The organism is Verrucosispora sp. FIM060022 (assembly GCF_003977705.1).
GTDB lineage: Bacteria > Actinomycetota > Actinomycetes > Mycobacteriales > Micromonosporaceae > Micromonospora > Micromonospora gifhornensis.
Genome location: NZ_RQIV01000010.1, coordinates 160,513 through 185,670, shown reverse-complemented (window position 1 = coordinate 185,670; position 25,158 = coordinate 160,513). Strand labels below are relative to the sequence as shown.

Genomic DNA, 25,158 nt, shown 5'->3' with positions numbered 1-25,158 from the left:
CGCCCACTGCTTGACGACCGCTACCGTGCCGAGTCGAGATCGCAGATAGTTCCAATTAGTGTTCCACCGGCTGCAACCGATCGACGTTCGGCGGAGTCTTTAGGTGGGTACCCGTCCTGCGGGTACGGTCACCGCCGTCAGCTTCCGGCACGTGACTCCTGCAGCAGAGCCACCATCGAACGGGGCGAGGAGGCGGCATGGTCCGACGGATGAGGCGACTGGCCGTAGTGGCGTTGGGCGGGTTGGCGGCCATGCTGCTGTCCCTCACCGTGGCGGAACCGGCGAAGGCGGCACCGAAGTCGCCGCCGGCCGGGGTGGACATCACCGGGCACGGCCTCGCCGAACCGTTGCGACTGCGTGCCGAGCAGCATCCCGAGCATGTCAAGGCCATCGTCGACCAGGTCAGCGCCAAGGTGCTGGTACGCCAGCCGGGCAGCCCGAAGAAGGCGAATCTCGGTCCGAAGTACACAGTCGTGGTGCTCGCCGGCGACGTTCCCAAGCAGACCTACGACCTCTACCCGAAGGCCGTCGGCGGGCCCCGGGTCTACCGGCCGGCCAAGCAGCCGGACTCGCGCAAGACCACGGCGGCCTGGTTCCTCGGCCGCGTCACCATGTCCGAGACGCTGCGCACCGCCGGCGTACCGCTGGAGCGCACGTACGAGGCGGTCAGCGGTGGCATCGGCGGCGGCGAACGGATCATCCCGGAGGACACCCTCAACCCGGCGCAGGACATCAACGAGGCCTTCGGGGAACTGCGTCGCCTCCTGCTGCTCAACGTCGCGGTGGTCGTCGTGATCACCCTCGGGCTCGCCGGGATCGCCCTGCTGATCCGCCGCCGGACCCGCTGACCGTCAGCTCACCGCTCACCCACGCGATCGACACCCGGCCTGGCCGGGCGTTGATCGTCGGCGCGCTCGACACCATCGTCTGGTGCTCAGCACCAGCGTCGGGGCGCTCGACACCGCAATCGGGACCAGCGTCGGGTGATCAGCACCAGCGTCGCGGTGGGCGCTCCCGTCGGGTGGCGCGGCGAGCCGGGCGTACCGGGCCGTGTCGGTGTGCGCCGGCCCAGCCGGGCTGCTCGCTGCGGCAGCCGGAGGCGTCCGGCTCGACCGGCTCGACCGGCGGTTCGGCCGCCCGTTGCCGGGGCACCGCCGGCTCGGTCGGGCCGGGTCGCGCGACCGCCGGCTCCTCGTCGCCACGCTCCGGCGTCCAGCCGGCATGCGCGTCGGCCGGTTGGCTGAGGCCGGTCGGCCGCCGGTGGTGGTGCTTGGCGGTGGCCGGCTGTTCGTGAGCGCCCGGTCGGCTCGGCTCGTCCTGGGCGCAGCCGTATTCGGCGTCCCCCTGCGCCATCGGCTTCTCCTCACGCTCTCGCCCTCACCCGCCGGTGCCCACCCGACGTGTCCTGACACGGTACTGGCCGGTACCGACGCGCCACGCACCGCGTACCCGGTCGAGGTCAGGGATGGGACCGGACGGCTGCCGTGAAGGTCCAGTTCAGGGCATGTCAGGCTAGGTGGGTGAGCGGATCGGGCGGGACGGAACTGTCGGCCACGCTGCGCCGGATCGAACGCGCGGCCGGCACCCTGGCCACCGCCAGCGTGGCCCGGATGGACGAGACGCTGCCCTGGTTCCGGGAGTTGCCGGCCGACCAGCGCTCCTGGGTGATGTTGGTGGCCCAGGCCGGCGTCCGTTCCCTGGTGCAGTGGCTCTGGTCGGGCGGTGGTACCGGTGAGGGCACCCAGGAGGTCTCCGACGAGGTCTTCGCCACCGCGCCCCAGGCGCTGGCCCGCTCGATCACCCTCCAGCAGACCGTGGCACTGATCAAGGTCACCATCGACGTGGTCGAAGAGCAGGTGAGCGAGCTCGCCGCCCCCGGCGAGGAGCCGCAGTTGCGCGATGCGGTGCTGCGCTTCTCCCGGGAGATCGCCTTCGCCGCCGCCCGGGTCTACGCGCGGGCGGCGGAGTCCCGTGGCTCGTGGGACGCACGGTTGCAGGCCCTGCTGGTGGACGCGCTGTTGCGTGGTGACTCCCCGGACGTGCTGGCCAGCCGCGCCGCGGCCCTCGGCTGGACGGACGCGCCGCCGGTGGCGGTGGCGGTGGGCACCTCCCCGGGCGGTGAGGTGGCCGCCGTCCTGCACAACGTCTACCGCCAGGCGCGGCGTATCGGTGTGGAGGTGATCGGCGGCGTGCACGGCGACCGGCTGGTGATCGTGCTCGGCGGGGCGGCCGAGCCGGTGGCGGCCACCGGCAAGCTGCTCACCGCGTTCGGTCCGGGGCCGGTGGTGGTCGGCCCGGCGGTGCCGAGCCTGGACGAGGCGACCGAGTCGGCGCGGGCGGCGCTGGCCGGCTACCGCGCGGCACCGGCCTGGCCCACCGCGCCCCGCCCGGTCCACGCCGGCGACCTGCTGCCGGAGCGGGCTCTGGCCGGTGACGCGGAGGCCCGTCGGCGGCTGCGGCACGATGTGTACGCGACGCTGGCGCGGGCCGGCGGCGAACTGCTGGAGACGCTTGACGCGTTCTTCGCGGCGGGCGGGACGCTGGAGAGCGCCGCCCGGGCGTTGTACGTGCACCCGAACACGGTGCGTTACCGGCTGCGGCGGATCTCCGACGTCACCGGGTTCAGCCCGCTGATGCCACGGGACGCCTTCGCCCTGCGTGTCGCGCTGACGGTGGGTCGGCTGGACCCGGTGGTACCGACCCAGACATTGCCCCCACCCGCCGGTAAAAGATCACAGGCAAGTGACGATCATCGCCAATCTTTGTAGGATCCCTCCAAAGGTCCTAGTGCGGTTTGGTGTCAGTCGGCACAGCGCATCGCGTGGCTATCCGGGAGAGTCATACACGTGCTCGCCGTACTCTGCCCCGGCCAGGGTTCTCAGAAACCCGGCTTCCTCACTCCCTGGCTCGACCTGACCGGCGTTGAAGACCGGCTGCGCAGCTGGTCGACACTGGCCGAGGTCGATCTGGTTCACCTGGGCACCAAGGCCGACGCCGACGAGATCCGGGACACGGCCCGTACCCAGCCGCTGCTGGTGGCCGCCGCCCTGCTCGCCGCCGAGCAGTTGCCGCTGACCGAGGTGGCCCTCACCGCCGGGCACAGCGTCGGCGAACTCGGCGCGGCGGCGCTGGCCGACACCCTGTCGACCGAGGCGGCGATCACCCTGGCCGGCGTACGCGGCCGGGAGATGGCTGCCGCCTGCGCGCTGGAGCCGACCGGCATGGCCGCCGTGCTCGGTGGCGACCCGGACGAGGTGGTCGCCGTGATCAACGGGCACGGCCTGCACGCCGCGAACCGCAACGGCAGTGGCCAGATCGTGGCCGCCGGTGCGGTCGCCGGGCTGGAGAAGCTCGCTGCCGAGCCACCGACCCGGGCGCGGATCATCCGCCTCCAGGTGGCCGGCGCGTTCCACACCCCGTACATGGCCCCGGCGGAGACCGCGCTGGCCTCGGTGGCAGACGGGATCACCCCGGACGACCCGACCCGGATCCTGCTGTCCAACCTTGACGGCGCGCCGGTCGACGACGGCCGGGAGGTCCTGCAGCGGCTGGTCCGCCAGGTCACCGCCCCGGTCCGGTGGGACCTCTGCATGGCCACCCTCGCCGAACTCGGCGTGACCGCGGTGATCGAACTGCCGCCCGCAGGCACGCTCGCCGGCCTGGTGAAGCGGGAACTCAAGGGCAACGGCGCCCCGGAGATCGTCACCTTGAACACCCCGGACGACCTGCCCGCCGCCCGCGACCTGATCGCCCGGCACGGCACGACCGCCCGCCAGGAGCCGGGCAGCCGGCTCGATTCGAACGAGTCTCGCGACGAGACCGACCGCAGGGAGAGCTCGGCATGAGCGGCAGCAGGATCCTCTCGCTAGGCCACTACCAGCCGTCCCGGGTGGTGACCAACAACGACATCGCCCAACTGGTGGACACCAACGACGAGTGGATCCGCGACCGGGTCGGCATCGTCAGCCGGCGCATCGCCGGTGACGAGACCGTCGCCGACATGGCCGCTGCCGCCGCCGACAAGGCCCTGGCGAACTCCGGCCTGACCGCCGCCGATATCGACCTGGTCGTCGTCGCCACCTGCACCTCGGTCGACCGCAGCCCGAACGTGGCCTGCCGGGTCGCCGCCAAGCTGGGCATCAGCGCCCCCGGTGCGTTCGACGTCAACACCGCCTGCTCCGGTTTCTCGTACGCGCTCGGCACGGTCGACCACGCGATTCGCGCCGGTGCCAGCCGCAACGCCATCGTGATCGGCGCCGAGAAGCTCTCCGAGTTCACCGACTGGACCGACCGCTCCACCTGCATCATCTTCGGTGACGGCGCGGGTGCCGCGGTGGTCACCGCCACCGGCACGGACGAAGCGCCCGGCGTGGGCCCGGTGATCTGGGGTTCGGTGCCCGAGCGGGGCGACGCGGTACGCATCGAGGGCTGGCGTCCGTACGTCGCCCAGGAGGGCCAGACGGTGTTCCGCTGGGCCACCACGGCGCTGGCGCCCCTGGCGTTGCAGGCGTGCGAGCGGGCCGGGGTCGACCCGTCCGAGCTGGCCGCCTTCGTGCCGCACCAGGCCAACACCCGGATCATCGACGGCATCGCCAAGCGGTTGAACATCCCGCAGGCGATCATCGCCAAGGACCTCGTCGAGTCCGGCAACACCTCCGCGGCCAGCATCCCGCTGGCCCTGTCCAAGCTGGTCGAGCGCCGTGAGGTGCCCTCGGGCGCGCCGGTGCTGCTGTTCGGCTTCGGCGGCGGCCTGACCTACGCCGGTCAGGTCGTCCGCTGCCCCTGATACCCCCTCGGCGCGTCGTCGCCGAGGAGCAAGGCGGTGGCGTCGCCGCCGCCGAGAGAAACCCGATGAGAGGAACCCACCGCAATGACCCGTGACGAGATCACCGCCGGCCTCGCCGAGATCCTCGAAGAGGTTGCCGGGGTGAGCCCGGACGACGTGGCCGAGGGGAAGTCCTTCACCGACGACCTGGACGTCGACTCCCTTTCCATGGTGGAGGTCGTGGTGGCGGCCGAGGAGAAGTTCGGCGTCAAGATCCCGGACAACGAGGTGCAGAACCTCAAGACGGTCGGGGACGCCGTCAGCTACATCGAGGCGCAGTCCTGATCATGACTCGATCCGACGTCGTCGTCACCGGGCTCGGCGCGACCACCCCGCTGGGCGGGGACGTCGCGTCGACCTGGGACGCCATGCTCAACGGCCGCTCCGGGGTGAGTGCTCTCACCCAGGAGTGGGCCGAGCAGCTGCCGGTCCGCATCGCCGCCCAGCTGGCGGTCGACCCGGCCACCGTGCTGGACCGGGTGAAGCTGCGCCGGCTGGACCGTTCCGAGGCGATCGCCCTGATCGCCGCCCACCAGGCCTGGGCGGACGCCGGCCTGGCCGACGCCCGGCCCGACGGGGAACGGGTGGGTGTCAGCATCGGCTCCGGCATCGGCGGCGCAGTCACCCTGCTCGCCCAGGACGACATCCTGGAGGCCTCCGGCCCTCGCCGGGTCTCCCCGCACACCGTGCCGATGCTGATGCCCAACGGCCCGGCCGCCTGGGTGGGCCTGGAACTCGGCGCCCAGGCGGGTGTGCACTCGGTGGCCAGTGCCTGTGCCACCGGCGCGGAGGCGATCGCGCTGGGTCTGGACATGATCCGGTCCGGCCGCGCCGACGTGGTGGTGGCCGGCGGTACCGAGGCGGTCATCCACCCGCTGCCGATCGCCGGGTTCGCCTCGATGCGGGCCATGTCGACCCGCAACGACGAGCCGCAGCGGGCGTCGCGGCCGTGGGACAAGGGTCGGGACGGGTTCGTCCTCGGTGAGGGTGCCGGCATCGTGGTGCTGGAACGCGCCGAGCACGCCGCCGCCCGAGGTGCCCGGGTGTACGCCCGGCTGGCCGGCTCCGGCATCACCTCCGACGGCTACGACATCGTCCAGCCCCACCCGGAGGGTGCGGGGGCGATCCGGGCGATCGAGAAGGCGATCGCCGACGCGGACGTCGCCAAGTCGGACATCGTGCACGTCAACGCGCACGCCACCTCGACGCCGGTGGGCGACCTGGCCGAGATCAAGGCACTGCACCAGGCGCTGGGCGACCACCCGGTGCTGACCGCGACCAAGTCCATGTCCGGGCACCTGCTCGGTGCCGCCGGTGCGCTGGAGTCGATCGCGACGATCCTCGCGATCCGCGACGGTGTGGTGCCGCCGACGATCAATCTGGACGACCCGGACGACAGTCTCGACCTCGACGTGGTCACCAACAAGGCCCGCGAGATGTCGATCGAGGCCGCGCTGAACAACTCGTTCGGCTTCGGTGGTCACAACGTGGCGCTGGTCTTCACCCGCGCCTGACCGTCCGCCCGTCACCCCTGCCGTCGCTGTCATCGCGACGGCAGGGGTTTCGTGTCGTCGGGCGCAGCGGGCTTACCGACTTGACGGCGCCCCCCGGTTTCGCTTTGCTGAGCGCTTCAATAGATCAACAACGGGGAGTGGACATCGTGCGACGATCCCGGCTCGCGCTGGCGGCCCTGGCCATCGGGCTGCTCGCCGGCTGCGGCGGCGGTGCGCAGACCGATACCGGCGAGCAGCCCGGCGGTGCCGCGACGGGTGCGCCGTGGCACGACGAGGTGACCGCGGCCACGGCGAGCGAAACGGTAGGCGCCGGTGCCCCCTGTCCGCTGCCGGTGACGTTCGGACTGGCCGACGGGTGGCGGGTAAGTGAGATCAAGACCGCCGACCCGAACGACGAGGTGGCCGCTGCCGTGGCCGAGGCGTTGACCCGACGCGGCGGCACGACCGCGCGCTGCGAGGTGGACGGCCGCGCGGTCGCGTCGGGCTTCCTGCGGGTGTGGACGGCCGACGACGCGGACGCCCCGGCCCGGCAGACGCTGGAGGCGTTCGTCGCCGCCGAGCAGAAGGCGACCGATCCGCAGTACCGCCAGACCCGTGTCGGCGACCTCGACGTGATCGAGGCGAGTTGGTTGAGCCATCGGGAGTTGCTCGACGAGGACATCCGGGAGTGGGCGCTGGTGGTCCGGGTCGGCGGGGCGACGGTGCTGTTGGAGGCCAGCAGCACCAGCTTCGGTGACCCGCTCGACCTGCTGCCCGCGTACCGGCTGGCCCGCGACACGCTGACCGCGACGCCCTGAGCGCCGCCGGCGCCCGTGCTGACCGTGGCGTCAGCCGGCGCAGGTGGTGGCGGACAGCCCGGACACCGGGACCGGAGAACGCCCCGGCGCAGTTGCCTTGCCGGCCAGCACGTCGGCGAGCGCCTCCATCGAGGCCCGACTCGACGAGTACGTGGCCAGCAGCGTCGGCGACTTCGCCTGACCCAGCACGTACGGGGTGTCCATCGCCACCGTGACCGCCGCGTCGGCCCGTAGGTCCCCGGCGCGGTCGCCGTACCCGACCAGGTGCACGATCGTGCCGCCGCTGGCCACCACCCGCACCCCGGCCTCGGTCAGCGCCTCGGTCAACGCGGTCCGGGTGTGCGCCCGCCCGTCGGAGGAGGTGACGGTGACCGGTCCACGGATCGCCACCTCGTCGCACCGGCCGCGCAGCACGGTCACCGCGGCGGCGGCCAACGCCCGTGCGGCCGCCCGGTGCGCCGGGGTGGCCAGCGCGGACAACTCCGGCGTCGGCGCGCCAGCGAGGCTGAACTTCATGGTCAGCACGCGGGTGGCCGCCTCCACCAGTCGGGCCCGGGGCAACGAGCCGTCCCGCAGCGCCGCCAGCAGCCCGTCGTACGCCTGGCTCACATTCGGCGGCATCAGGATCAGGTCGTTGCCGGCCTTCAGGGCGCGTACCGCGGCCTCCCCCGGCCCCCAGCGGCGCGCCGGTGCCATGTTCATGCCGTCGGTGACCACCACGCCCTGGAAGCCGAGTTCGCCGCGCAGCACCTCGGTGAGCAGCTTGTACGAGAAGGTCGCCGGCACACCGGGGTCGACCGACCGGACGTCGAGGTGGGCGGACATCACGGCCAGCGCACCGGCCTCGATGCCGGCGGTGAACGGTGGCCACGCCTGCGCCGCCAACTTCTTGCGGGACTGGCTGAGCACGGGCAGGTCCTGGTGGGAGTCGTCGGCGCTGTGCCCGTGCCCGGGGAAGTGCTTGACGGTGGCCGCCACCCCGGCGGCCTGCAGTCCGCGTACCGCCCCGCCGACCTGCTGCCCGGCGCGCTGCGGGTCCGCGCCGAAGGACCGGGACCCGATCACCGCGCTGCGGGTGACAAGCACGTCGGCGACCGGCGCGAAGTCGACGTTGATGCCCATGGCGGCCAGTTCGGTGCCGGCGGCCCGCCAGGCCGCCTCGGTCAGCGCGGGATCAGCGGCGGCCCCGGCGGCCAGGGCGCTGGGCAGCAGGGTCACTCCCTCGGTGACCCGGGTGACCACGCCGTACTCCTGGTCGGTGCCGATGAGCAGGGGTGCCGCACCGGCGGCCAGCTTCCCGGCGGCCTCGCGCAGCCCGGTGGTCAACTCGCGGACCTGCTTCGGGTTGTCGACGTTGGTGGTCGGTTGGTTGCCCTGGGTGGGGTCGTCGGCACTGAAGCCGACCAGGATAAGTCCGCCGAGCCGGTACTTCTCGATCATTTCTGCCGGGGTGTCCACTCCGGCGAGGGCCCGGTTTCCGGCGGCCGATCCGGCCGACACCTGGGTCGCCCGGTCGCCGTACGCGTACGGCATGAGCACCTGGCCGACCAGGTCCTCGTCGCCGAGTTCGGCGACCAGAGCGGCGGCCCGGGTGGCCGGGTCGTCCGGCGTGGCGGTCGGCGAGGGATCCGGTGCCGCCGGGGTGGACGGTGACGTCGAGCCGGACGCCGGGGCCGAGCCGGGACGCTGCCCGGGCTGGGAGCAACCGGAGGCGAGCAGCATGGTCACGGCGACGAGCACGGCGGCGACACGCCGAGGGGTAGTCGACACGCGGCCCATCCCACCAGCTCACCGCGTATCGGGCAACTTGGTCCGGTGGCGGCCGGGCGACGCCCCCGACCGCCCGGACGGAGATCCCGGGTGGTCGGCGACGCTCAGCCGACCCTGGTGAGCAGCGTCACCGGCGCGCCGTCCCCGGCGTAGCGGTACGGCTCCAGTTCGGCGTCCCAGGCGCTGCCGAGTGCCTTGTCGAGAGCGTGTGCGAGGGCCTCGGGTCCCCGCGCGGCGGCCATGATGCTGCGCAGCCGGTCCTCGCCGAGCTGGATGTCCCCGGCCGCGCCCACGGTGGCCCGGAACAGCCCGCGGCCGGGGACGTACATGAAGCGTTCACCGTCGGCGCCCGGACTGGGCTCCTCGGTGACCTCGAAACGGATCATGGGCCACTGCCGGAGGGCAGCAGCCAGTTCGGCGCCCGTCCCGGCGCGACCGGACCAGCCGCATTCGGCCCGGCGGGCGCTGGGATCGACGGGCTGGGCGGTCCATTGCAGGTTGACCGGCGCGGCAAGGACGCGCGCGATCGCCCACTCGACGTGTGAGCACACGGCGAGCGGGGTCGAATGGACGTATACGACGCCACGCGTTGGCACGGTGACCTCCCGGAGAGCGAGGTGCGTCTTCCCCTACGACCTCGACCGATTCCGGGTGCGTTGTTGTCACACATGATGACTGGTGGGACGGATGGTGCGCCAGGGAATCGGAAAATCCGCCGGTCGGAATACCCGGACAGGTGACCGCCGTTCCACCTCGTGACGCCGCGATGACCAGCCGGGATCGTGGGTCGTGTACAGTTCCATCGGCGGCCTGTGCCGCGTAAGCCTCTCGCGGGGCCTCCCATCGGGTGCCGCCCCGCAACAGCCCCCGGACGTTCCGTCCTCCGTACGTCTTGCAAGGAGTACCTCCGTGGCGAGCAACACCTCTAAGACCGCGCGCGCGTCAGTCCGGGCCGGCCAGGCTGGCCAGGGTGGCGCCCTCAGCGTGCTGGGCGAGTTCAAGTACCTGATCCCGCTCAACGGCGGCAAGCACGCCTACGTGCGGAACCTGACCAACGGCAAGACCGTGCACCTGCGCACCGACTCCGAGGCCTTCGTCGAGGAGATCCGGGTGCTGGCCGCCGCCGGCCACGCCGCCAAGATCCGGGCGGAGATCAACAGCCTCAACGCCGCCCACCCGGGCGACGGCTGGGACGCCGCCGAGAAGCGCCTGGTCGAGGCCGGCGTCTTCGAGGGCTGAGCCAGCCTCCCGCACCACCACGAAACGCCCGTCGGGTCTTCTCGGCGGGCGTTTCGTCGTCTCCGGCCCAGCCGGTCGAGCAGGGGACCCGAACCGGAATCTTCTCAACATCGCGGTTCTCGTGGTGTCATGGCGGGTAGCCGGTGTTACCACCGGGTATCCCCGGTGTTGCGCACTCGCGCGGCCATGGGGGAGGTGGCGATGCCAGAGCAGGTCGAAGTACGGCTTCCTGACGACGTACGCCTGCATGTGGAAGCCAGCGGACCGGCGGACGCCGAGGTCACCGTGGTGCTGTTGCACGGCTGGACGCTGGACGGGCGCAGCTGGCACCGGCAGGTGGCGGCGCTGCGCGAGACGTATCCGTCGGTGCGGGTGGTCACCTACGACGCGCGCGGGCACGGCCGGTCCAGTTGCATGGCGCTGCCCACGGCCACCCTGGCCCAGCTCGGCGATGATCTGGCCGCCGTGCTGGACACCGTCTCCTCCGGCGGCGGCCGGGTGGTGCTCGTCGGCCACTCGATGGGCGGCATGACGATCATGGAGTACGCCCACCGCCACCCCGAGCACTTCGCGCGCCGTACGGCCGGACTGCTCTTCGTCTCCACCACCGCCGAGGGGCACACGCACACCGTCTACGGTCTTTCACCGCGGATCGCCCGGATCATCCGGTTGGCCGAGACCACCGGGGCCGGGGTGTTGGCCCGCTGCGGCTCGTGGCGTCCGCCCCGGGCCCTGCTGCGGGCGCTGCAGCCCAGCATCCGCTGGATGCTCTTCGGTGAGCGCTGCGATCCGGCGGACATCCGCCTGGTCACCTCGGCGGTGGCTCGCGCCTCGCTGCGCTCGATCGGCGGGTTCCGGGCGTCGATCGGCGCCCAGCACCGGTTGGAGACGCTCGCCGCGTTGGCCCATCTGCCGGCGGCCGCCCTGGTCGGGGACCGGGACCGGCTCACCCCACCGCCGTGCGCGGAGTCGATCGCCGAGGCGTTGCCGGCCACCGACCTGGTGGTGTGCCCCGGCGCCGGCCACATGCTGATGATGGAACGCGCCGAGGAGGTCAACGGCGCACTCTCCGGCGTGCTGCGCCGGGTCCTCGACACCAGCCCCGTCCGCGACTGTTAACAAGGGACCCCTGCTCTACCTGACGCGTTAACAAGGTGCCCTTCCTTGCACGTGGACGGCGGGGCGTAATCTCGTGCGGTTGGCCGGGCGGCGGGACGAGGAGCACGAGCGGTGGATCAGAGCACCCTGGATCAGGAGATCGCCGTCGAGCAACGGCATCTCGACCGGGTGTACGCGCGACTGGCCGAGCTGCGGCGCGGGGCGGTCCGCGCCGAACGGGACGGCTACCGGCTGGCCCGGGTCGGCAACTTCGGGGCGCTCGTCGAACGCGACGCGATGGTCTTCCACGCCGCGCAGCGACGTCACCTGTTCGACGCCGAGTACGAAGGGCTGGTCTTCGGCCGACTCGACCTGCGGGACGGCCAGGTGATCTACGTCGGGCGGCTCGGCATCCGCGACGAGGACGCCAGCACCCTGGTGGTCGACTGGCGGGCCCCCGCCGCCGCCGCGTTCTACCAGGCCACTCCCGCCGAGCCGCTCGGCGTGGTACGCCGACGCACGATCCAGTCCAGCGGGGAACGGGTCACCCGGATCGAGGACGACCTGCTCGACCCGGAAGCCGCACCGCCGGACATGCCGGTGGTGGGCGACGGCGCGCTGCTGGCGACCCTGTCCCGCACCACCGGCCGGGGCATGCGCGACATCGTCGCGACCATCCAGCGTGAGCAGGACGAGGCGATCCGCTCCCCCAGTTCCGGGGTGACGCTCGTCTCCGGCGGCCCCGGCACCGGCAAGACGGCGGTGGCCCTGCACCGTGCCGCCTATCTGCTCTACGCCGACCGGAGCCGGTACGCCGGAGGCGGCATCCTGGTCGTCGGCCCCTCCTCGGTCTTCGTCTCCTACATCGCCTCGGTGCTGCCGTCGTTGGGCGAGGACAATGCCACCCTGCAGTCGCTGGGCAGCATCTTCCCCGGCCTGGTCGCCACCCGCACCGACCCGCCCCGGGTGGCCGCGATCAAGGGATCGTTGCGGATGCGGCGGGTCCTGGAACGTGCCGTGCGGGACACCGCGCCGGGTGCCCCCACCGAGTTGCGGCTGCTCTACCGGGGACAGCTGCTGCGGTTGGAGCGGGCCGAGCTGAACACGGTCTGGAACCGTGCGCTGCCCCGTGGCGCCCGCCGCAACGAGGTACGCCGGGCCGGCTTCGACGGCGTCCTCGCCGCGCTCTGGGCCCAGGCCCGCCGGTTGGGCATCGCCGGCCTGCCCGAGCAGCGCGCCTTCGAGGACGAGTTGATCGACCGTAGCGACTTCCGAGAGTTCCTCAAGGCCTGGTGGCCCCGGCTGCATCCCCGGCACGTGCTCGGCTGGCTGGCCGACCACGAGCGACTGCGCCGGTACGCCGGCGGCATCCTGTCCGGGGCCGAGATCCGGCTGCTGGGCGAGGCCTACCGAGGGCTGGCCACGGACGGCCCGACGGTCGCCGACACCGCGCTGCTCGACGAGCTGGACACGTTGCTCGGTAAGCCGGTACGCCCGGCCCGAGCCAAGCGGGATCCGTTCCAGCTGGCCGGCGGCGTACGGGAGCTGAGCACCTTCGCCGACCGGCAGCGGGCTGCCCGACAGGCCGCCCGCGAGCGTCCGGAGGATTACCGGGACTACGCCCACGTGGTGGTCGACGAGTCGCAGGACGTCTCGCCGATGCAGTGGCGGATGATCGGCCGGCGGGGCCGGTTGGCCTCGTGGACCGTGGTCGGTGACCCGGCGCAGACCGCCTGGACGGGAGATCCGCAGGAGCTGAATCGCGCTCGGGAGCAGGCCCTGGGTCGGCGGCCGCGGCACCGGTTCACCCTCACCACCAACTACCGCAACTCGGCGGAGATCTTCGCGGTGGCGGCCGAGGAGATCCGCCGGGTGTACCCGGATCTTCCGCTGCCCACGGCGGTCCGCTCCACCGGAGTCGACCCGGTGCAACTCGTGGTGCCGGCCGCCGAGTTGACGACGAGCGTGGTGTCGGCCGCGGGCACCCTGCTCGGCGAGGTCGAGGGCACCGTCGGGGTGATCACTCCGGTGCCGTGGCGCGACGAGGTGGCGGGCTGGCTCGATGGCCTCGGCGGCGACCGCCTGCAGGTGGTGACGAGCCTGGAGGCCAAGGGCATGGAGTACGACGCGGTGGTGCTCGTCGCGCCGAGTGAGATCCGCGCGGTGCCCGATTCCGGTGTGCGTACGCTCTACGTCGCGCTGTCCCGGGCCACCCAGCGGCTGACCACGGTCGATGTGGCCACCTGACACCGAGCTACCGCCATTTACCAAAAATGATACTTTCGTCCGATTTCCTGGTGACCGGACGAACACCACGAGTCACACCGGCTGCACGGGTCACAGCAGCACCGGTAGGCTCGGACCCGGCCTCCGCCAGGCGGCACCCACCGGTGCCGGCGGTGGTCGCCGCCTAATCGCCCGCAGGGGCGAGCCGGGGAACCATGTTCCTGGGGTGCATCCGCGCACGCGCGGTAGGGATCTTCCGTCCCGAACCCGTCAGCTAACCCGGTCGGCGGCTGACGGAAGGACATGTGCATGCCAGCAGTGGCAACCGTGAAACCGGCCGCCCGAACGGCGGCCCTGATCTGCGCGGCGCTCGCTCTCGCCGTAGGCGTCGCGCTCGTACCCGGCCCGGCCGCGGCACACGGGTTACTGGCGGCGGCTCCCGCCGACGTCGGCGACGAGGGGGGCACCCCGGCGCTGCGCGCCCAACTGGAGGCGGCCAGCAAGGGCTACCTCGACGCCAAGGCCGCGCTGGACCATTCGGTCAAGCGACAGAAGCAACTGGCCGCACAGCTCACCACCACCGAGAACCAACTCACCGAACGCGGTGCCAAGGTCGCCGAGATCGCCGCACAGGCGTACCGCAGCGGCCGGCTCGGTGCGGCGTCAGCGCTGCTCAACAGCGGCTCTCCGGCCGGCTTCATGGACCGGGCGGCGGCGCTGGACGCGGTGGCCGCGAACGAGGAGCGCGCCCTGGGTGAGCTGCGGGCCACCCGCGACGAGGTCAGCAGGACCAAACAGGCGCTGGACGTGGAGGTCCAGGAGCAGCGCAAGCAGGTCGCGGTGATGGCCAAGCGCAAGGACCAGGCCGAGCGGGCGCTGACCGTGGCCAACGAGCGGGCGGAGGCGGCCGAACGCGCCCAGGCCGCCGAACGCGCCGCCCGCACCCCGAGCCGTGGTGGCGGTTCCAGCCCGACGGCCAAGCCCGCGCCCCGCAACTCGGACGGCTCGTGGCCCTCGGAGTCGTGCAGTGTCAACGACCCGACCCCGGCGAACGGCTGCATCACCCCGCGCACGCTGCACGCGCTCAACCAGGCCAAGGCGGCCGGCTTCACCCGGTACGTCTCCTGCTACCGCTCGGGCGGCTCGGGCGAGCACCCCAAGGGTCGGGCCTGCGACTTCGCCGCGCAGAAGAACGGCTTCGGTGGGGTCGCCACGGGCGGCGACCGGACGTACGGCAACAACCTGGCGGCGTACTTCGTCAACAACGCCGACCGGCTCGCCGTGCTCTACGTGATCTGGTACAAGCAGATCTGGCTGCCCAGCAGCGGCTGGAAGTCCTACAGCGGCGGTCGCGGCGACCCGTCCAGCGACCACACCAACCACGTGCACCTGTCGGTGTACTGACCTGTTCACACGACGCCGCCGGGTGGGACTTCCGCCCGGCGGCGTCGCATCGTGCCCGCGAAACGCCCACACTCCCCGCCGGTCGACGCGCGCGGTTCCGCCACCTTGGTTACCGTCTAAGACGGAAGTGGACATTTCGCCACGAAGGGGCGCAACGCGCATGAGACAACCCACCACGCGGTTCACCCGGTCCGGCACCTGCGGGTGGGCCCGGTGACCGGGCACGTCATGGTCTTCGCGCCCACACCGCTGCTGACCGTCACCGTCGACCAGCCCAGCGACGTACCGGAGCTGCACCTGCACCCCGGCGGACAGGGCGTCTGGCAGGCCCGGATGGTGCTGTCGCTCGGTGTCGACGTGGTGCTCTGCACGGCGCTCGGCGGCGAGATCGGGGAGGTCCTGGCGCCGCTGCTGGTCGGCGAGGGAGTGGACCTCAAGGTGGTGAACCGCGACTCCGGCGGCAGCGGCGGGTACGTGCACGACCGCCGCGGGGGCACCCGGCGGGAGATCGTCGACGTGCCCGGCCAACCGTTGAGCCGGCACGAGCTGGACGAGTTGTACAACCTCGCCCTCAGCGAAGGGCTGCGCGCGGAGGTGTGCGTGCTCAGCGGCCCGAACGACCCGTCACTGGTGCCCGCTGACCTGTACCGCCGTTTCGCCGCCGACCTCGGCGCCAACGGCAGCCGGGTGGTGGTGGACCTCAGTGGCGAACACCTGACGGCGGTCGTGGACAGCGGCGTGTTCTTCCTCAAGGTCAGCCACGAGGAGCTGATCGCGGACGGCCGAGCCGCCGACGACGACGAGGAACAGCTCACCCGCGCCATGTACGACCTGCACGCCGCCGGTGCGGAGAACGTGGTGGTCAGTCGGGCCGAGAAGCCGGCGCTGGCCCTGGTCGACGGCGAGGTGTTCGAGGTCCTGATGCCCCAGTTGGAAGCGGCCGACCCGCGTGGGGCGGGCGACTCGATGACCGCCGGGGTGGCCGCCGTGGTGGCCCAGGGCGGCGACGTCCGCACCGCCATCCGTACCGGGGCGGCGGCCGGCGCGCTGAACGTCACGCGTCACGGGCTGGGCACCGGTCGGGTCGACTCGATCACCGGCCTGGTCGAGCGGGTGCAGCTGGAGCCGGCGAGCATCCGGCCGCAGCACCGCACGACCCCCGACGAGCTGGCCCACCGGGCGGGCGGGCGATGACGCTGCGGGTACTGATCACCAACGACGACGGGATCGCCGCCCCCGGCATCCACGCGCTGGCCCGGGCCGCCGTCGACCGGGGTCTGGACGTGGTGGTGGCCGCCCCGCTGGAGGAGGCCAGCGGCACCAGCGCCGCGATGAGCGCGATCGAGCAGGACGGCCGGGTGGTGGTCCACGAGCACCCGCTGCCGGACCTGGACGGTACGCCCGCCTTCGCGGTCGGCGGGTCTCCCGGTTTCATCGCGCTCATCGCCGTGCACGGCGCTTTCGGGCCGCCGCCGCAGGTGCTGCTGTCCGGAATCAATCGTGGTGCCAACGCCGGTCGCGCGGTGCTGCACTCCGGCACCGTGGGTGCCGCGTTCACCGCCGCCGCGAACGGCTGTGCGGCGATGGCGGTGTCCCTGGACGTCCTGTCGGCCGGTGAGGCCACCGCGGCCAGCGGCGGGGCGGCGGTGGCCGCCGCCGCACGGGTACGCGACGCCGACCGGTACTGGTCGACCGCCGCCCGGGTCGCCCTGGACCTGCTGCCCAGGTTACCCACCGGGCCGGTGGCGAGCGTGCTCAACGTCAACGCGCCGGATCTGCCGTACGAGCGGCTTCGCGGGGTACGCCGAGGCAGCCTGGCCACCTTCGGCCAGGTGCAGATGACGGTCGCCGAAGCCGGTCACGGTTTCGTCCGCACGTCGCTGGAGGAGCCCGGTCAGGCGGTGCAGCCCGGTACCGACCTGGCCCTGCTCGCCGAGGGTTACGCCTCGGTGACGGCGATTCGGGCCGTCACCGAGGCGACCGATATTGATCTGTCCGGCCTCGACGCCGGATAAGGGGTCAGGCCCCCGGAAGGACCTCGGGTGTGGCGGCCCCCGCGTAGTACGGCTCGGGGGCGCCGAACAGGCCGAGCAGGCCGGTCACCCAGAGTTGCCGGTGCACGAACCGACTCGGCTCGGTCACGACCAGTTTCACGCCACTGACCTCGGCAGTCTGGAATCCGGCGACCATCGCGCTGATGCCTACCGAGTCGATGAAGGTGACCAGCCGCATGTTGAGCTCGATCCGGGCCGGCCGGCCCTTGGCCAGCACCTCGGCGATGGCCTCTTTCACTTCGTACGCGGTGTCGACGTCGATCTCCCCTCGCGGGGCGATCTCGATGACACCACCAGGCCGAACCGTCTGCAGGATCGACAGGCTCACGCGAGCACCTCCACTCGCCCGTACGACGGGCGCCTCATCAGTACGCGGGCCGCGACCGAGAGTATTCCTCCAACGGCCTCGGTCGCCACCCCTCGGGATGAGCAATTCGCGGACAGGGGCGTGCCAAGTCGCCCTTGTCCGGACTTTTCATGTCCTATCACTCGACGCGCTGGCCGCTATTCCACACCGCGCGCCAGCCCACGCCGTCGAACCAGGGTAGCGGGCCGATGCCAGCGGTTTCGATATCCAGCGCGGCGAGGCGTCCGCCGTGGGGCCGGCTCCGCTGGTAGCCGGGCTGCGGTCAGTACCGGAATGTGCCTAGCATCACCACTGACCGAATCGATGAGAGGACGACGACATGCTTCGCAGGCTCGCCACCCTGGCCGGCGTCAGTGCACTGCTCACCCTCGTCCTGGCCTGCGGTTTCGGCGGCGGGGGCGATGACGACGACGATGACGACGACGACTTCGCCCGGGCCGCCGTCGCGGTGGTGTCGTCCCGCTGATCCGGTTTGCGAGGGCATCCGGCGGGGCACAGCCTCCGAAGGCGTACCCCCGCCGCACGCCGGGCAAGCCGCCGAGGAGGTCTCATTCGGGCACCGGCCTCGGTCCTGTCGAGGAGGGAAGCATGTTCGGAACCAACCTGCTGGAACGCCGCAGCAAGCCGGAGCGGATCGCGGACGACGCCTGGCACCACCTCGTGTCGGCGGTGAGCACCGCGGGTGACAACCTCCGGGACACCGCCCGTTCCGCCCGGCACACCTCTGCGGGGCTGGCCGACGACGCCGGGGAGCTGGTGGGATCGGCCGCCGAGGAGGCCCGCCGCCGGGCCACCCGGGCCTTCGACGCCCTTGCCGGTCGCCGTCCCGCCCTGCCGTGGACCCTGCTGATCGGCGCGGCGCTGGTCGGTGCCGCGCTCGGCTGGGCTGCCGGCACCGCCGCCCGCGCCGCGGGCAGCCGTGACCGGTCCGTCGACGACATCGAGTTCGTGGACGTCGAGCGCCCCGACTCCCCCGCCGAGACCGACCGCTGAGCGGCGGCCTTCACCCTGCTGGCGTCGAACGGGCTCAGCTCGGGACGGGACCCCGTCCGACCGATCCGGTCGGACGGGGTCCGTTGCGCTGACCGGGTGTGGACGGCCAGCGAGTGGTGCGGGTGGTGGTCGTCGGAAGCTCACTCGCGTCACGAGCCGGCGCTGAGGCAGGCGGCCGGAGCGCCGCCCGACGGCGGCGGGCGGGTCGGGAACGCGGCCGGGCCGGTGGCCGGGGTGGACGCGGACGGACCCGGGGGCGACGCCGTCTGGCCGGTCGGGCTCGGGGAAGAAGAAGCCCGCGCTGCTGACGTTCGTCGACGTGAGGCGGGTGGCTCCGGTGCGACGCCCCGGCCCACCCTGCCCAGCCAGCCACAGATCGCCCTCCTTAGCGGGCCGGGCCTTGAGGCGTACGGTGCCGGTGGTGGGTGGCGTGGGCGCGGCGGACGGTGCCCCCGGTCGGGCTCGCAGGACGGGGCCGGCGCCGGCACAGCCGGGCGCAGACACCGCCGGATCGACGAGACCTCTCCGCATCTGAGTTCCTCTCGGGGGGAGACGCCCCACACCCCGTGACCGAGGTGAGGTGGACGCACAGCAGACACCCAACGGAGCTGCCCTGGCTCCGGCACCGGCGCGATTGGCTCCCGCACCCGAGGAATGGGCTCACCCTAACCGTTTCGACGAGCAAATGGAAGCGCTCCCACGGACCTCCTCCGACCCGGGTGAGGCCGGGTCACCCGGACCGCCACCAGGCTGAGTGCCGCGGACCCGGCAAAGCGGGCCGCGCCACGCCGGCAAGGGAGGAGCAAGGCGATGGCCAGCATCTCGACGATCAACCGCATCGATCAGGACATCCGTTCCGCGGTACTCGACGAACTGGACTGGGAGCCCCGCGTACAGCCGCACGAGATCGGGGTGACCGTGGCCGAGGGTGTGGTGACGCTGACCGGCCGGGTGGACAGCTACGCCAAGAAGTGGGCCGCGGAACGCGCGGCACATCGGGTCGCCCAGGTCCGGGTGGTCGCCAACGACATCGCCGTACGGCTGATCACCGGCGCGGAGCGCACCGATCCGGAGATCGCCACCGCGGTGGAACACGCCCTGCAGTGGCGTGCCTTCGTGCCGGTGGAGCAGCTCGACGTGACGGTCGCGGACGGCTGGGTCACCCTGCACGGCCAGGTCGAATGGGAGTACCAACGCCGCGCCGCGGAGGAATCGGTCAACCAGCTCAACGGCGTACGCGGAATCAGCAACGGGATCACCGTACGGCCGACGGTGCGTCCCGACGGCAGCAGGCTGGCCGACCGGATCGTCGACGCGCTGGCCCGCAACCGGGCGACCGACGCCGAGCAGGTGACGGTGCGGGTGCACGGCGACACCGTGCTGTTGGGCGGGCTGGTGCACTCGATGCCCGAACGCGCCGAGGTGGAGCGGGTCGTCTGGTCCGCGCCGGGCATCCGGGAGGTGCAGAACCACATCGCCGTGGCACCGGTGCTGCGCTGAGGCGGCGTACGCCGCAACCACCCGGGCCGGGTGAGCCCCCCTCACCCGGCCGGGCAGCAGCCTGGCACTCATGACCGATCAGCTGACCACACCACTGCAGGTCACTGCGCGGCTCCGCACACCCGTCACGGAACACGACCACGTCCGAGGTCCGACGGACGCGCCGGTGACCATCGTCGAGTACGGCGACTACCAGTGCCCCTTCTGCGGCCAGGCGCACGCCAGCCTGCAGGAGGTGCTCCGAGAGCGGGCCGACACCGTCCGCCTGGTCTACCGGCACTTCCCCATCGCGAACCTGCATCCGTACGCCGAGATGGCCGCCGAGGCGGCCGAGGCCGCCGGACGGCGGGGACGGTTCTGGGAGATGCACGACTGGCTCTACGAGCACCAGGAGCAGCTGGATCGGGTGCACCTGATGCTCGGCGTGGAGCAGCTCGGGCTGCCGGTGAACGAGGTGGACGCGGAGATCGGTCGACACGCCGGTGGTGACCGGATCCGACACGACTTCGTCAGCGGCATCCGCAGTGGCGTGGACGCCAGCCCGACCCTGTTCGTCAACGACACCCGCCACGACGGCGACTTCGACCTGGCCACCCTGCTGGCCACCGTCGACGCCGCCACCACCTGATCCGGCCATCACCTGATCCGGGCACCGGATCCGTTAACAAGGGGCCCCTCCTCTACCGCAGGCGTTAACAAGGGGCCCCTCCTTGCAGGTCATTTGGTGACGGGACGCCGTCCGCCTACGACCCGCCGGCACCGCCCACTCAGATGAGGTGGAGTTCGCGGGCCCGGCGGACGGCGTCCCGGCGTCGGGTGGCGTCGAGCTTGCGGTAGATGTTGCGTACGTGCGTCTTGACCGTGTTCACCGACACCGACAGCTCGGCCGCGATCTCCACGTTTGACAGGATGCTCTGCAGGTAGCGCAGGATGGTCAGTTCCCGCTCGGTCAGGGGCTCGTCGAGCGGGGCCACCGACGCACCGGACGCGGCGAGGTCCGCCGGCGGGTCCACCGCCCGAACGAGGTCACTGACCATCGGCCAGTGCGCCGTACCGGCGTCCAGGTGGGCGGTGAGCAGGTGACGCAGGCCCGGCTCGGCGCGGGTGAACGGCCGGCGGTACCCGTCGGGGGCGGCGAGATCGAGCGCCTGTTCCAGGGTGCGCCCGGCCCGGCGCTCATCGCCGCCGCGCCCGGCGAGCACCGCGTCGAGCAACGCGGCGTCGAGGCGTACCGGCAGGGGCCAGTCGGTTGCCGGCCCGGCGGCCCAGTCCGGCAGCAGCCGCGCGGCGGCGTGCAGGTCACCGGCCCGCAGTTCCACCCGGGCCGCCGCGACCGACAGCACGGCTGCGGGAAAGGCCGGCCCGGCCTGCGTCGGTGAGGTGAACCGCGCCATCCCGGCGACGGCCAGCTCGCGGGCGGTCGACAGGTCACCTCGGGCCGCGTGCAGATCCACGTCGGCGGCGAGCAACCAGGCCGCCACCGGGCCGGAGCGCTGCGACCAGCACTCCCGAGCCTGCCCGAGCAGGCGGTGCGCCTCGACGAGGTCGCCCTCGTCGTGGCGCAGCATCGAGTGGCACCAGGCCGCCACCGCACCGGCCGGTGCCTCGCCGGTCGCCGCCGCGGCCAGGGTCAGGTTCGCCGCGGCCTCCGCCGGCTGGTCCCGGTGCAGCGCCACAAACCCCAGCGCCAGGTACGCGTACCCGCAGTCCAGCTGGGCCGACCAGCCCTGGCAGGGCGGCAGCGCGAGTGCGGCCCGGGCTGCCTCCTCGGCCGCCCGCAGATGCCCACGCAGCGCCGCCAGCAACGCCCAACGGCTGGCGCAGACCAGTTCGGGGCGGAGTCGGCCGGTCACCCGGGCGGCCGTCAACGACGCGGCGAACCCGTCGGCCGCCTCGGTCAGCTCCCCGGCGTCGAGCGCCAGCCGGGCCAGTTCGGTGCCGGCCACCGCCCGTACGTCGGCATCGTCACCGGCGTCGCCGCGAGGCGTCTGCCCGGCGGCCCGTTCCTCGACGCGGGCCACCGGGGCGGCGCCCGCTACGGAGGCGGTGGCGAGCAGCCGGGCGGCGGCGGTGCGTACCGTCTCGGGGTCGCCGGTCGACCGGGCCAGGGTGAGCGTCACGGCGGCGGCCAGCCGACCGAACCGGCCCCGACGTGGCTCGGGCAGCGCGCCACCGTGCTCGGCGGCCAGCCGCAGCTGCGCCTCGGCCGCCTCCCGGTCGCCGTGCAGGGCCCGGTCGGCGGCACAGGCCAGCGCCAGCTCCGGATCCCGCGCCACCGCCTCCGGCGGGGGTGCCGCCGCAGGGACGTCCCGGTCGACCCGGCCGTTCGGGACGAGTTCCGGCCACCGGGTGACGAACAGGTCGACGGCGCTGACCCAGTCCTCGGCGGCCAGCGCGTGCCGCAACGCCTCGGCCGGTCGACCGTTGCCGGCATACCAGCCGGCGGCACGCAGGTGCAGGTCACGCAGCTCGTCGGCGGGCAACCGACCCAGCTCGCGGTGCAGCAGGTCCGCCAGGAGCGGATGACAGCGGTACCACGCCGGGCGTCCCCCGTCGTGGTGCAGCAACCCGGCGTCCTCGGCGAGACCGCTCAGCCTCCCCTCGACGCTCGGGTCGTCGGTCAGCGCACCGGCGAGACCGGCGCAGACGGTGTCCACGACCGCGGCCCGCCGCAGCAGCTCTCCGTCCTGCGGCGTCAGCCCGGCGAGCACCTCCTCGCGCAGGTAGCCGCCGATCTCCGGGTGGTCGGCACCGAGTTGGTCGATCCAGCGTTCCGGATCCGGTTGCCTGCGCAGCGCCAGCGCGGCGATCCGCAGCGCCGCGGCCCAACCCTCGGTGCGCTGCCGCAGTCGCCGTACCGCGGCCACCGGGACCGCCACCGCGTGGGCGGTCAACAGGTCGGCGATCTCGTCGCCGGTGAAGGCCAGTTCGTCCGGTCCGATCTCGGTCAACTCACCGGCCAGGCGCAGACGCTGCACGGCCAGCGGTGGGCCGGAGCGTCCGGTCACCACCAGACGTAACCGCTGATCCGTGTGGCGCAGCAGGAACTCCAGCCCGGCCACCGCCGCCGGGTCGGTGACCCGGTGCAGGTCGTCCAGGACCAGCACCGCGGGCTGCTCCCGGGCGGCCAGCGCGGCGGCGAGCACCTCCAGTTCGTCCGGGCCCGGTGGCCGGTCGGGAATCGGCGTCGCCGCCACGTCGATGATCGAACGCAGGGCCGCCGCGAGGTACGCCCAGAGCCGCTCGGCGTCGTCGCCGGCCTCGACCGAGACCCAGGCCGGCGGCGGGGTGCCCGAGTCGCGCTGCGTGGCCGTACGCCGCCACGAGGCGAGCAGCGTCGTCTTTCCCCAGCCCGCCGGGGCCCGCAGCAGGGTGACCGGTCGGGCCACGGCCTCGTCGAGCAACCGGGCCAGCCGTGGCCGCAGCACCACCGGCTCGGGCAGCACGGCGGGCGACAGGCGGGACGCCAGCACGGCCGACCCGCCCGGCGTACGGGCCCGTGCGGCACCCCGGACCTCGCTGCGGTCATCCGGCATCCGGCCCACCCCCACGGACGCGTCCACCCTCCCCAGGCCCTGCGGTCCGGCGGTTACCCGGCACCGGGCGGTTCACCCCTTCGGGAGGAGTCCGGTTCACCCGGAGCGCGGTGACGATGGAGATCGCGCGGAGCACGGGAGGTAACGGGTGGGACAGCTCAGAACGGCACTCGCCGTGACGGGTGTCCTCGGCGCTGCCCTGCTCCGGACCGTACGCACCGCTGTCGTCCGACGGCTGAGGCGGCGTTCCCGTTCCGTCCGCCGGTGGCCCGAGGCGTGGCAGGTGGTGGCCATCGCCCGGCCGCCCGGGGAGGTGCTGCCGGAAGGGGTCTGGCCGGAGCCGCTGCGCCGACTCGACGGTGCCATCCAGGTCGAGCTGCGGAGCCCGCCCGACGGTCGGCGTACGGAGTTGGCCGCCCGACCGGTCACCCAACCGGCGCCCACCGGGCTGGCCGCGCATCTGATCGGTGACGAACCACAGCTCGCGGTCCGCCACGCGTTGTGGCAGGCCAAGCAGCTCGCCGAGAGCGGTGAGCTGCCCCCGACCGGCCGGGACCGGTGACAGGTGCCGAGCGGTGAGGCGCTCCGGCTGGCATCATCTCGGCATGACGGCGGAGCGGGCGTACGACATCGTGTTGTTCGGGGCGACCGGCTTCACCGGCGGGCTCACCGCCGACTATCTCGCCCGGCACGCCCCACCCGGGCTGCGCTGGGCGATCGCCGGACGCAACCGCGACAAGCTGGCCACGGTCCGCGACCGGCTGGCCGCGGTCGACCCGGCGCTTGCGGAACTGCCGCTGCTCACCGCCGACGTCACCGACCCGGATTCGCTGCGCGCGGTGGCCGCCGCCACGCGGGTGGTGGCCAGCACCGTCGGGCCGTACATCCGGCACGGGGAACCATTGGTGGCCGCCTGCGCCGCCGCCGGCACCGACTACCTGGACATCACCGGCGAGCCGGAGTTCGTGGACCTGATGTACGTGCGCCACCACGCCGAGGCGGTACGCACCGGGGCCCGGCTGGTGCACGCCTGCGGCTTCGACTCGATCCCCCACGACCTGGGGGTCTGGTTCACGATCAAACATCTGCCGGCCGACGTGCCGATCACCGTGGACGGCTACGTACGCGCCGGGGGCCGGTTCTCCGCCGGCACCTACCACTCGGCGTTGACCGCCTTCTCGCGTACCGCCGAGACCGCCCGGGCGGCCCACGAACGCCGCGCCGTCGAGCCGCGCCCGACCGGCCGCCAGGTGCGGGCCGTGCCCGGCAAGGTGGCCCGCTCCCGCGACCTGCCGGTCTGGGCGGTGCCACTGCCCACCATCGACCCGCAGGTGGTCCGCCGATCGGCCGCAGCCCGTCCGGAGTACGGGCCGGACTTCCGTTACCGGCACTTCGCGGCGGTACGGCGGCTGCCGACGGTGCTGGTCGCCGGTGCCGGTCTGGGCGCGCTGACCGCGCTGGTGAAGCTGCCACCGACCCGGCGTTGGCTGCTCGGCCGGCTCGCCTCCGGCCAGGGGCCGAGCCCCGAGCAGCGGGCCAGGTCGTGGTTCCGGGTCCGGTTCGTGGGTCGCGGTGGGGACCGACGGGTGATCACCGAGGTGGCCGGCGGAGATCCGGGCTACGACGAGACCGCCAAGATGCTCGCCGAGTCGGCGCTCTGCCTGGCCCTGGACGATCTGCCGTCCACCGCCGGGCAGGTCACCCCGGTCACTGCGATGGGCGACGCCCTGCTGCACCGCCTCACCACCGCCGGCCTCACCTTCGGAGTCCTGGACGAAGGAAGGGCACCTTCTTAACGCCTGGTGTAGAGCAGGGGTCCCCTGTTAACACCCGAC

Annotated in this window: 24 protein-coding genes and 1 riboswitch; of the genes, 19 read left to right on the top strand and 5 right to left on the bottom strand. The window is 72.8% G+C overall.

The annotated features are described in order from the left end of the window. The first annotated feature begins 197 nt into the window (after positions 1-197). Positions 198-848, top strand: coding sequence for a hypothetical protein (locus EG812_RS24070; RefSeq protein ID WP_043721642.1), 651 nt, complete (start codon positions 198-200; stop codon positions 846-848). Positions 849-987: 139 nt separating this feature from the next. Here EG812_RS24070 and EG812_RS24065 read toward each other — a convergent pair whose 3' ends face one another. After that, complete coding sequence (locus tag EG812_RS24065; protein WP_126712824.1) at positions 988-1,353, bottom strand: hypothetical protein; 366 nt, start codon at positions 1,351-1,353, stop codon at positions 988-990. Positions 1,354-1,484: 131 nt separating this feature from the next. Here EG812_RS24065 and EG812_RS24060 point away from each other — a divergent pair, with 131 nt between their 5' ends. The 6 genes from EG812_RS24060 to EG812_RS24035 all read left to right on the top strand — a co-directional run bounded on the left by EG812_RS24060 (position 1,485) and on the right by EG812_RS24035 (position 7,136). Beyond that, positions 1,485-2,768, top strand: coding sequence for a PucR family transcriptional regulator (locus EG812_RS24060; RefSeq protein WP_269764260.1), 1,284 nt, complete (start codon positions 1,485-1,487; stop codon positions 2,766-2,768). A gap of 78 nt (positions 2,769-2,846) precedes the next feature. Then, entirely contained in the window at positions 2,847-3,845 is a 999-nt protein-coding gene (locus tag EG812_RS24055; protein ID WP_126712823.1) for an ACP S-malonyltransferase, read from the top strand. Beyond that, positions 3,842-4,786 carry a beta-ketoacyl-ACP synthase III gene (locus EG812_RS24050; protein WP_013735280.1) on the top strand — a complete coding sequence of 315 codons (945 nt, stop codon included), beginning with the start codon at positions 3,842-3,844 and terminating at the stop codon, positions 4,784-4,786. Before EG812_RS24055 ends, EG812_RS24050 begins: the two co-directional genes overlap by 4 nt. An 84-nt stretch (positions 4,787-4,870) precedes the next feature. Further along, positions 4,871-5,110, top strand: a complete 240-nt coding sequence (locus EG812_RS24045) for an acyl carrier protein (RefSeq protein ID WP_013735281.1) — start codon at positions 4,871-4,873, stop codon at positions 5,108-5,110. Between the two features lie 2 nt (positions 5,111-5,112). Beyond that, complete coding sequence (fabF, locus tag EG812_RS24040; protein WP_013735282.1) at positions 5,113-6,339, top strand: beta-ketoacyl-ACP synthase II; 1,227 nt, start codon at positions 5,113-5,115, stop codon at positions 6,337-6,339. 146 nt (positions 6,340-6,485) lie between these two features. Continuing rightward, positions 6,486-7,136 carry a lipoprotein gene (locus EG812_RS24035; RefSeq protein WP_126712822.1) on the top strand — a complete coding sequence of 217 codons (651 nt, stop codon included), beginning with the start codon at positions 6,486-6,488 and terminating at the stop codon, positions 7,134-7,136. Between the two features lie 30 nt (positions 7,137-7,166). Here EG812_RS24035 and EG812_RS24030 read toward each other — a convergent pair whose 3' ends face one another. After that, entirely contained in the window at positions 7,167-8,915 is a 1,749-nt protein-coding gene (locus tag EG812_RS24030) for a glycoside hydrolase family 3 protein (protein WP_126712821.1), read from the bottom strand. A gap of 95 nt (positions 8,916-9,010) precedes the next feature. Continuing rightward, a complete protein-coding gene (locus tag EG812_RS24025; RefSeq protein WP_013735285.1) occupies positions 9,011-9,502 on the bottom strand; it encodes a DUF3145 domain-containing protein in 492 nt (163 codons plus the stop codon). A 313-nt stretch (positions 9,503-9,815) separates the two neighbouring features. Between EG812_RS24025 and EG812_RS24020 the strand changes: the two genes are divergently transcribed. From EG812_RS24020 to surE, 6 genes are all read left to right on the top strand, one after another. Then, positions 9,816-10,145, top strand: coding sequence for a hypothetical protein (locus tag EG812_RS24020; protein WP_013735286.1), 330 nt, complete (start codon positions 9,816-9,818; stop codon positions 10,143-10,145). A gap of 201 nt (positions 10,146-10,346) precedes the next feature. Continuing rightward, positions 10,347-11,264 carry an alpha/beta fold hydrolase gene (locus tag EG812_RS24015; RefSeq protein WP_126712820.1) on the top strand — a complete coding sequence of 306 codons (918 nt, stop codon included), beginning with the start codon at positions 10,347-10,349 and terminating at the stop codon, positions 11,262-11,264. A 111-nt stretch (positions 11,265-11,375) separates the two neighbouring features. Continuing rightward, the gene (locus EG812_RS24010; protein WP_013735288.1) at positions 11,376-13,490 is read left to right on the top strand and encodes a HelD family protein; all 2,115 of its coding nucleotides are present in this window, start codon (positions 11,376-11,378) and stop codon (positions 13,488-13,490) included. Between the two features lie 150 nt (positions 13,491-13,640). Next, positions 13,641-13,774: riboswitch (cyclic di-AMP (ydaO/yuaA leader) on the top strand. Positions 13,775-13,778: 4 nt separating this feature from the next. After that, positions 13,779-14,873 carry a coiled-coil domain-containing protein gene (locus EG812_RS24005; RefSeq protein ID WP_126712819.1) on the top strand — a complete coding sequence of 365 codons (1,095 nt, stop codon included), beginning with the start codon at positions 13,779-13,781 and terminating at the stop codon, positions 14,871-14,873. 213 nt (positions 14,874-15,086) lie between these two features. Continuing rightward, entirely contained in the window at positions 15,087-16,067 is a 981-nt protein-coding gene (locus EG812_RS24000; RefSeq protein ID WP_013735290.1) for a 1-phosphofructokinase family hexose kinase, read from the top strand. Continuing rightward, positions 16,064-16,888, top strand: a complete 825-nt coding sequence (gene surE / locus EG812_RS23995; RefSeq protein WP_126712818.1) for a 5'/3'-nucleotidase SurE — start codon at positions 16,064-16,066, stop codon at positions 16,886-16,888. Before EG812_RS24000 ends, surE begins: the two co-directional genes overlap by 4 nt. Positions 16,889-16,892: 4 nt before the next feature. Here the strand turns inward: surE and EG812_RS23990 are convergent, their stop codons facing one another. Beyond that, positions 16,893-17,255, bottom strand: a complete 363-nt coding sequence (locus tag EG812_RS23990) for an STAS domain-containing protein (protein ID WP_013735292.1) — start codon at positions 17,253-17,255, stop codon at positions 16,893-16,895. Between the two features lie 358 nt (positions 17,256-17,613). Between EG812_RS23990 and EG812_RS29125 the strand changes: the two genes are divergently transcribed. The 4 genes from EG812_RS29125 to EG812_RS23975 all read left to right on the top strand — a co-directional run bounded on the left by EG812_RS29125 (position 17,614) and on the right by EG812_RS23975 (position 20,415). Further along, positions 17,614-17,760 (top strand): hypothetical protein, encoded by a 147-nt coding sequence (locus EG812_RS29125; protein WP_013735293.1) that lies wholly within the window; start codon positions 17,614-17,616, stop codon positions 17,758-17,760. A gap of 122 nt (positions 17,761-17,882) precedes the next feature. Continuing rightward, positions 17,883-18,287: a hypothetical protein gene (locus tag EG812_RS23985; RefSeq protein ID WP_013735294.1), complete on the top strand. Its 405-nt coding sequence runs from the start codon at positions 17,883-17,885 to the stop codon at positions 18,285-18,287. Between the two features lie 810 nt (positions 18,288-19,097). After that, on the top strand, positions 19,098-19,787 hold the full coding sequence (locus EG812_RS23980) for a BON domain-containing protein (RefSeq protein WP_013735295.1): 690 nt from the start codon (positions 19,098-19,100) through the stop codon (positions 19,785-19,787). A gap of 82 nt (positions 19,788-19,869) precedes the next feature. Further along, positions 19,870-20,415: a DsbA family protein gene (locus tag EG812_RS23975; RefSeq protein ID WP_043725422.1), complete on the top strand. Its 546-nt coding sequence runs from the start codon at positions 19,870-19,872 to the stop codon at positions 20,413-20,415. A gap of 139 nt (positions 20,416-20,554) precedes the next feature. On the opposite strand, the gene EG812_RS23970 is transcribed toward EG812_RS23975, so the two are convergent. Then, the gene (locus EG812_RS23970; protein WP_126712817.1) at positions 20,555-23,323 is read right to left on the bottom strand and encodes a winged helix-turn-helix domain-containing protein; all 2,769 of its coding nucleotides are present in this window, start codon (positions 23,321-23,323) and stop codon (positions 20,555-20,557) included. 148 nt (positions 23,324-23,471) lie between these two features. Between EG812_RS23970 and EG812_RS23965 the strand changes: the two genes are divergently transcribed. Both EG812_RS23965 and EG812_RS23960 read left to right on the top strand, forming a co-directional pair. After that, positions 23,472-23,885, top strand: a complete 414-nt coding sequence (locus EG812_RS23965; RefSeq protein WP_233579608.1) for a hypothetical protein — start codon at positions 23,472-23,474, stop codon at positions 23,883-23,885. A gap of 43 nt (positions 23,886-23,928) precedes the next feature. Further along, positions 23,929-25,119 carry a saccharopine dehydrogenase family protein gene (locus tag EG812_RS23960; protein WP_126712816.1) on the top strand — a complete coding sequence of 397 codons (1,191 nt, stop codon included), beginning with the start codon at positions 23,929-23,931 and terminating at the stop codon, positions 25,117-25,119. Positions 25,120-25,158 lie beyond the last annotated feature (39 nt).

Coding starts and splice junctions, on each gene's coding strand:
- EG812_RS24070 (WP_043721642.1), top strand. CDS start 198: ATGGTCCGACGGATGAGGCGACTGGCCGTAGTGGCGTTGGGCGGGTTG.
- EG812_RS24065 (WP_126712824.1), bottom strand. CDS start 1,353: ATGGCGCAGGGGGACGCCGAATACGGCTGCGCCCAGGACGAGCCGAGC.
- EG812_RS24050 (WP_013735280.1), top strand. CDS start 3,842: ATGAGCGGCAGCAGGATCCTCTCGCTAGGCCACTACCAGCCGTCCCGG.
- EG812_RS24045 (WP_013735281.1), top strand. CDS start 4,871: ATGACCCGTGACGAGATCACCGCCGGCCTCGCCGAGATCCTCGAAGAG.
- fabF (WP_013735282.1), top strand. CDS start 5,113: ATGACTCGATCCGACGTCGTCGTCACCGGGCTCGGCGCGACCACCCCG.
- EG812_RS24030 (WP_126712821.1), bottom strand. CDS start 8,915: ATGGGCCGCGTGTCGACTACCCCTCGGCGTGTCGCCGCCGTGCTCGTC.
- EG812_RS24015 (WP_126712820.1), top strand. CDS start 10,347: ATGCCAGAGCAGGTCGAAGTACGGCTTCCTGACGACGTACGCCTGCAT.
- EG812_RS24005 (WP_126712819.1), top strand. CDS start 13,779: ATGCCAGCAGTGGCAACCGTGAAACCGGCCGCCCGAACGGCGGCCCTG.
- surE (WP_126712818.1), top strand. CDS start 16,064: ATGACGCTGCGGGTACTGATCACCAACGACGACGGGATCGCCGCCCCC.
- EG812_RS29125 (WP_013735293.1), top strand. CDS start 17,614: ATGCTTCGCAGGCTCGCCACCCTGGCCGGCGTCAGTGCACTGCTCACC.
- EG812_RS23985 (WP_013735294.1), top strand. CDS start 17,883: ATGTTCGGAACCAACCTGCTGGAACGCCGCAGCAAGCCGGAGCGGATC.
- EG812_RS23980 (WP_013735295.1), top strand. CDS start 19,098: ATGGCCAGCATCTCGACGATCAACCGCATCGATCAGGACATCCGTTCC.
- EG812_RS23970 (WP_126712817.1), bottom strand. CDS start 23,323: ATGCCGGATGACCGCAGCGAGGTCCGGGGTGCCGCACGGGCCCGTACG.
- EG812_RS23960 (WP_126712816.1), top strand. CDS start 23,929: ATGACGGCGGAGCGGGCGTACGACATCGTGTTGTTCGGGGCGACCGGC.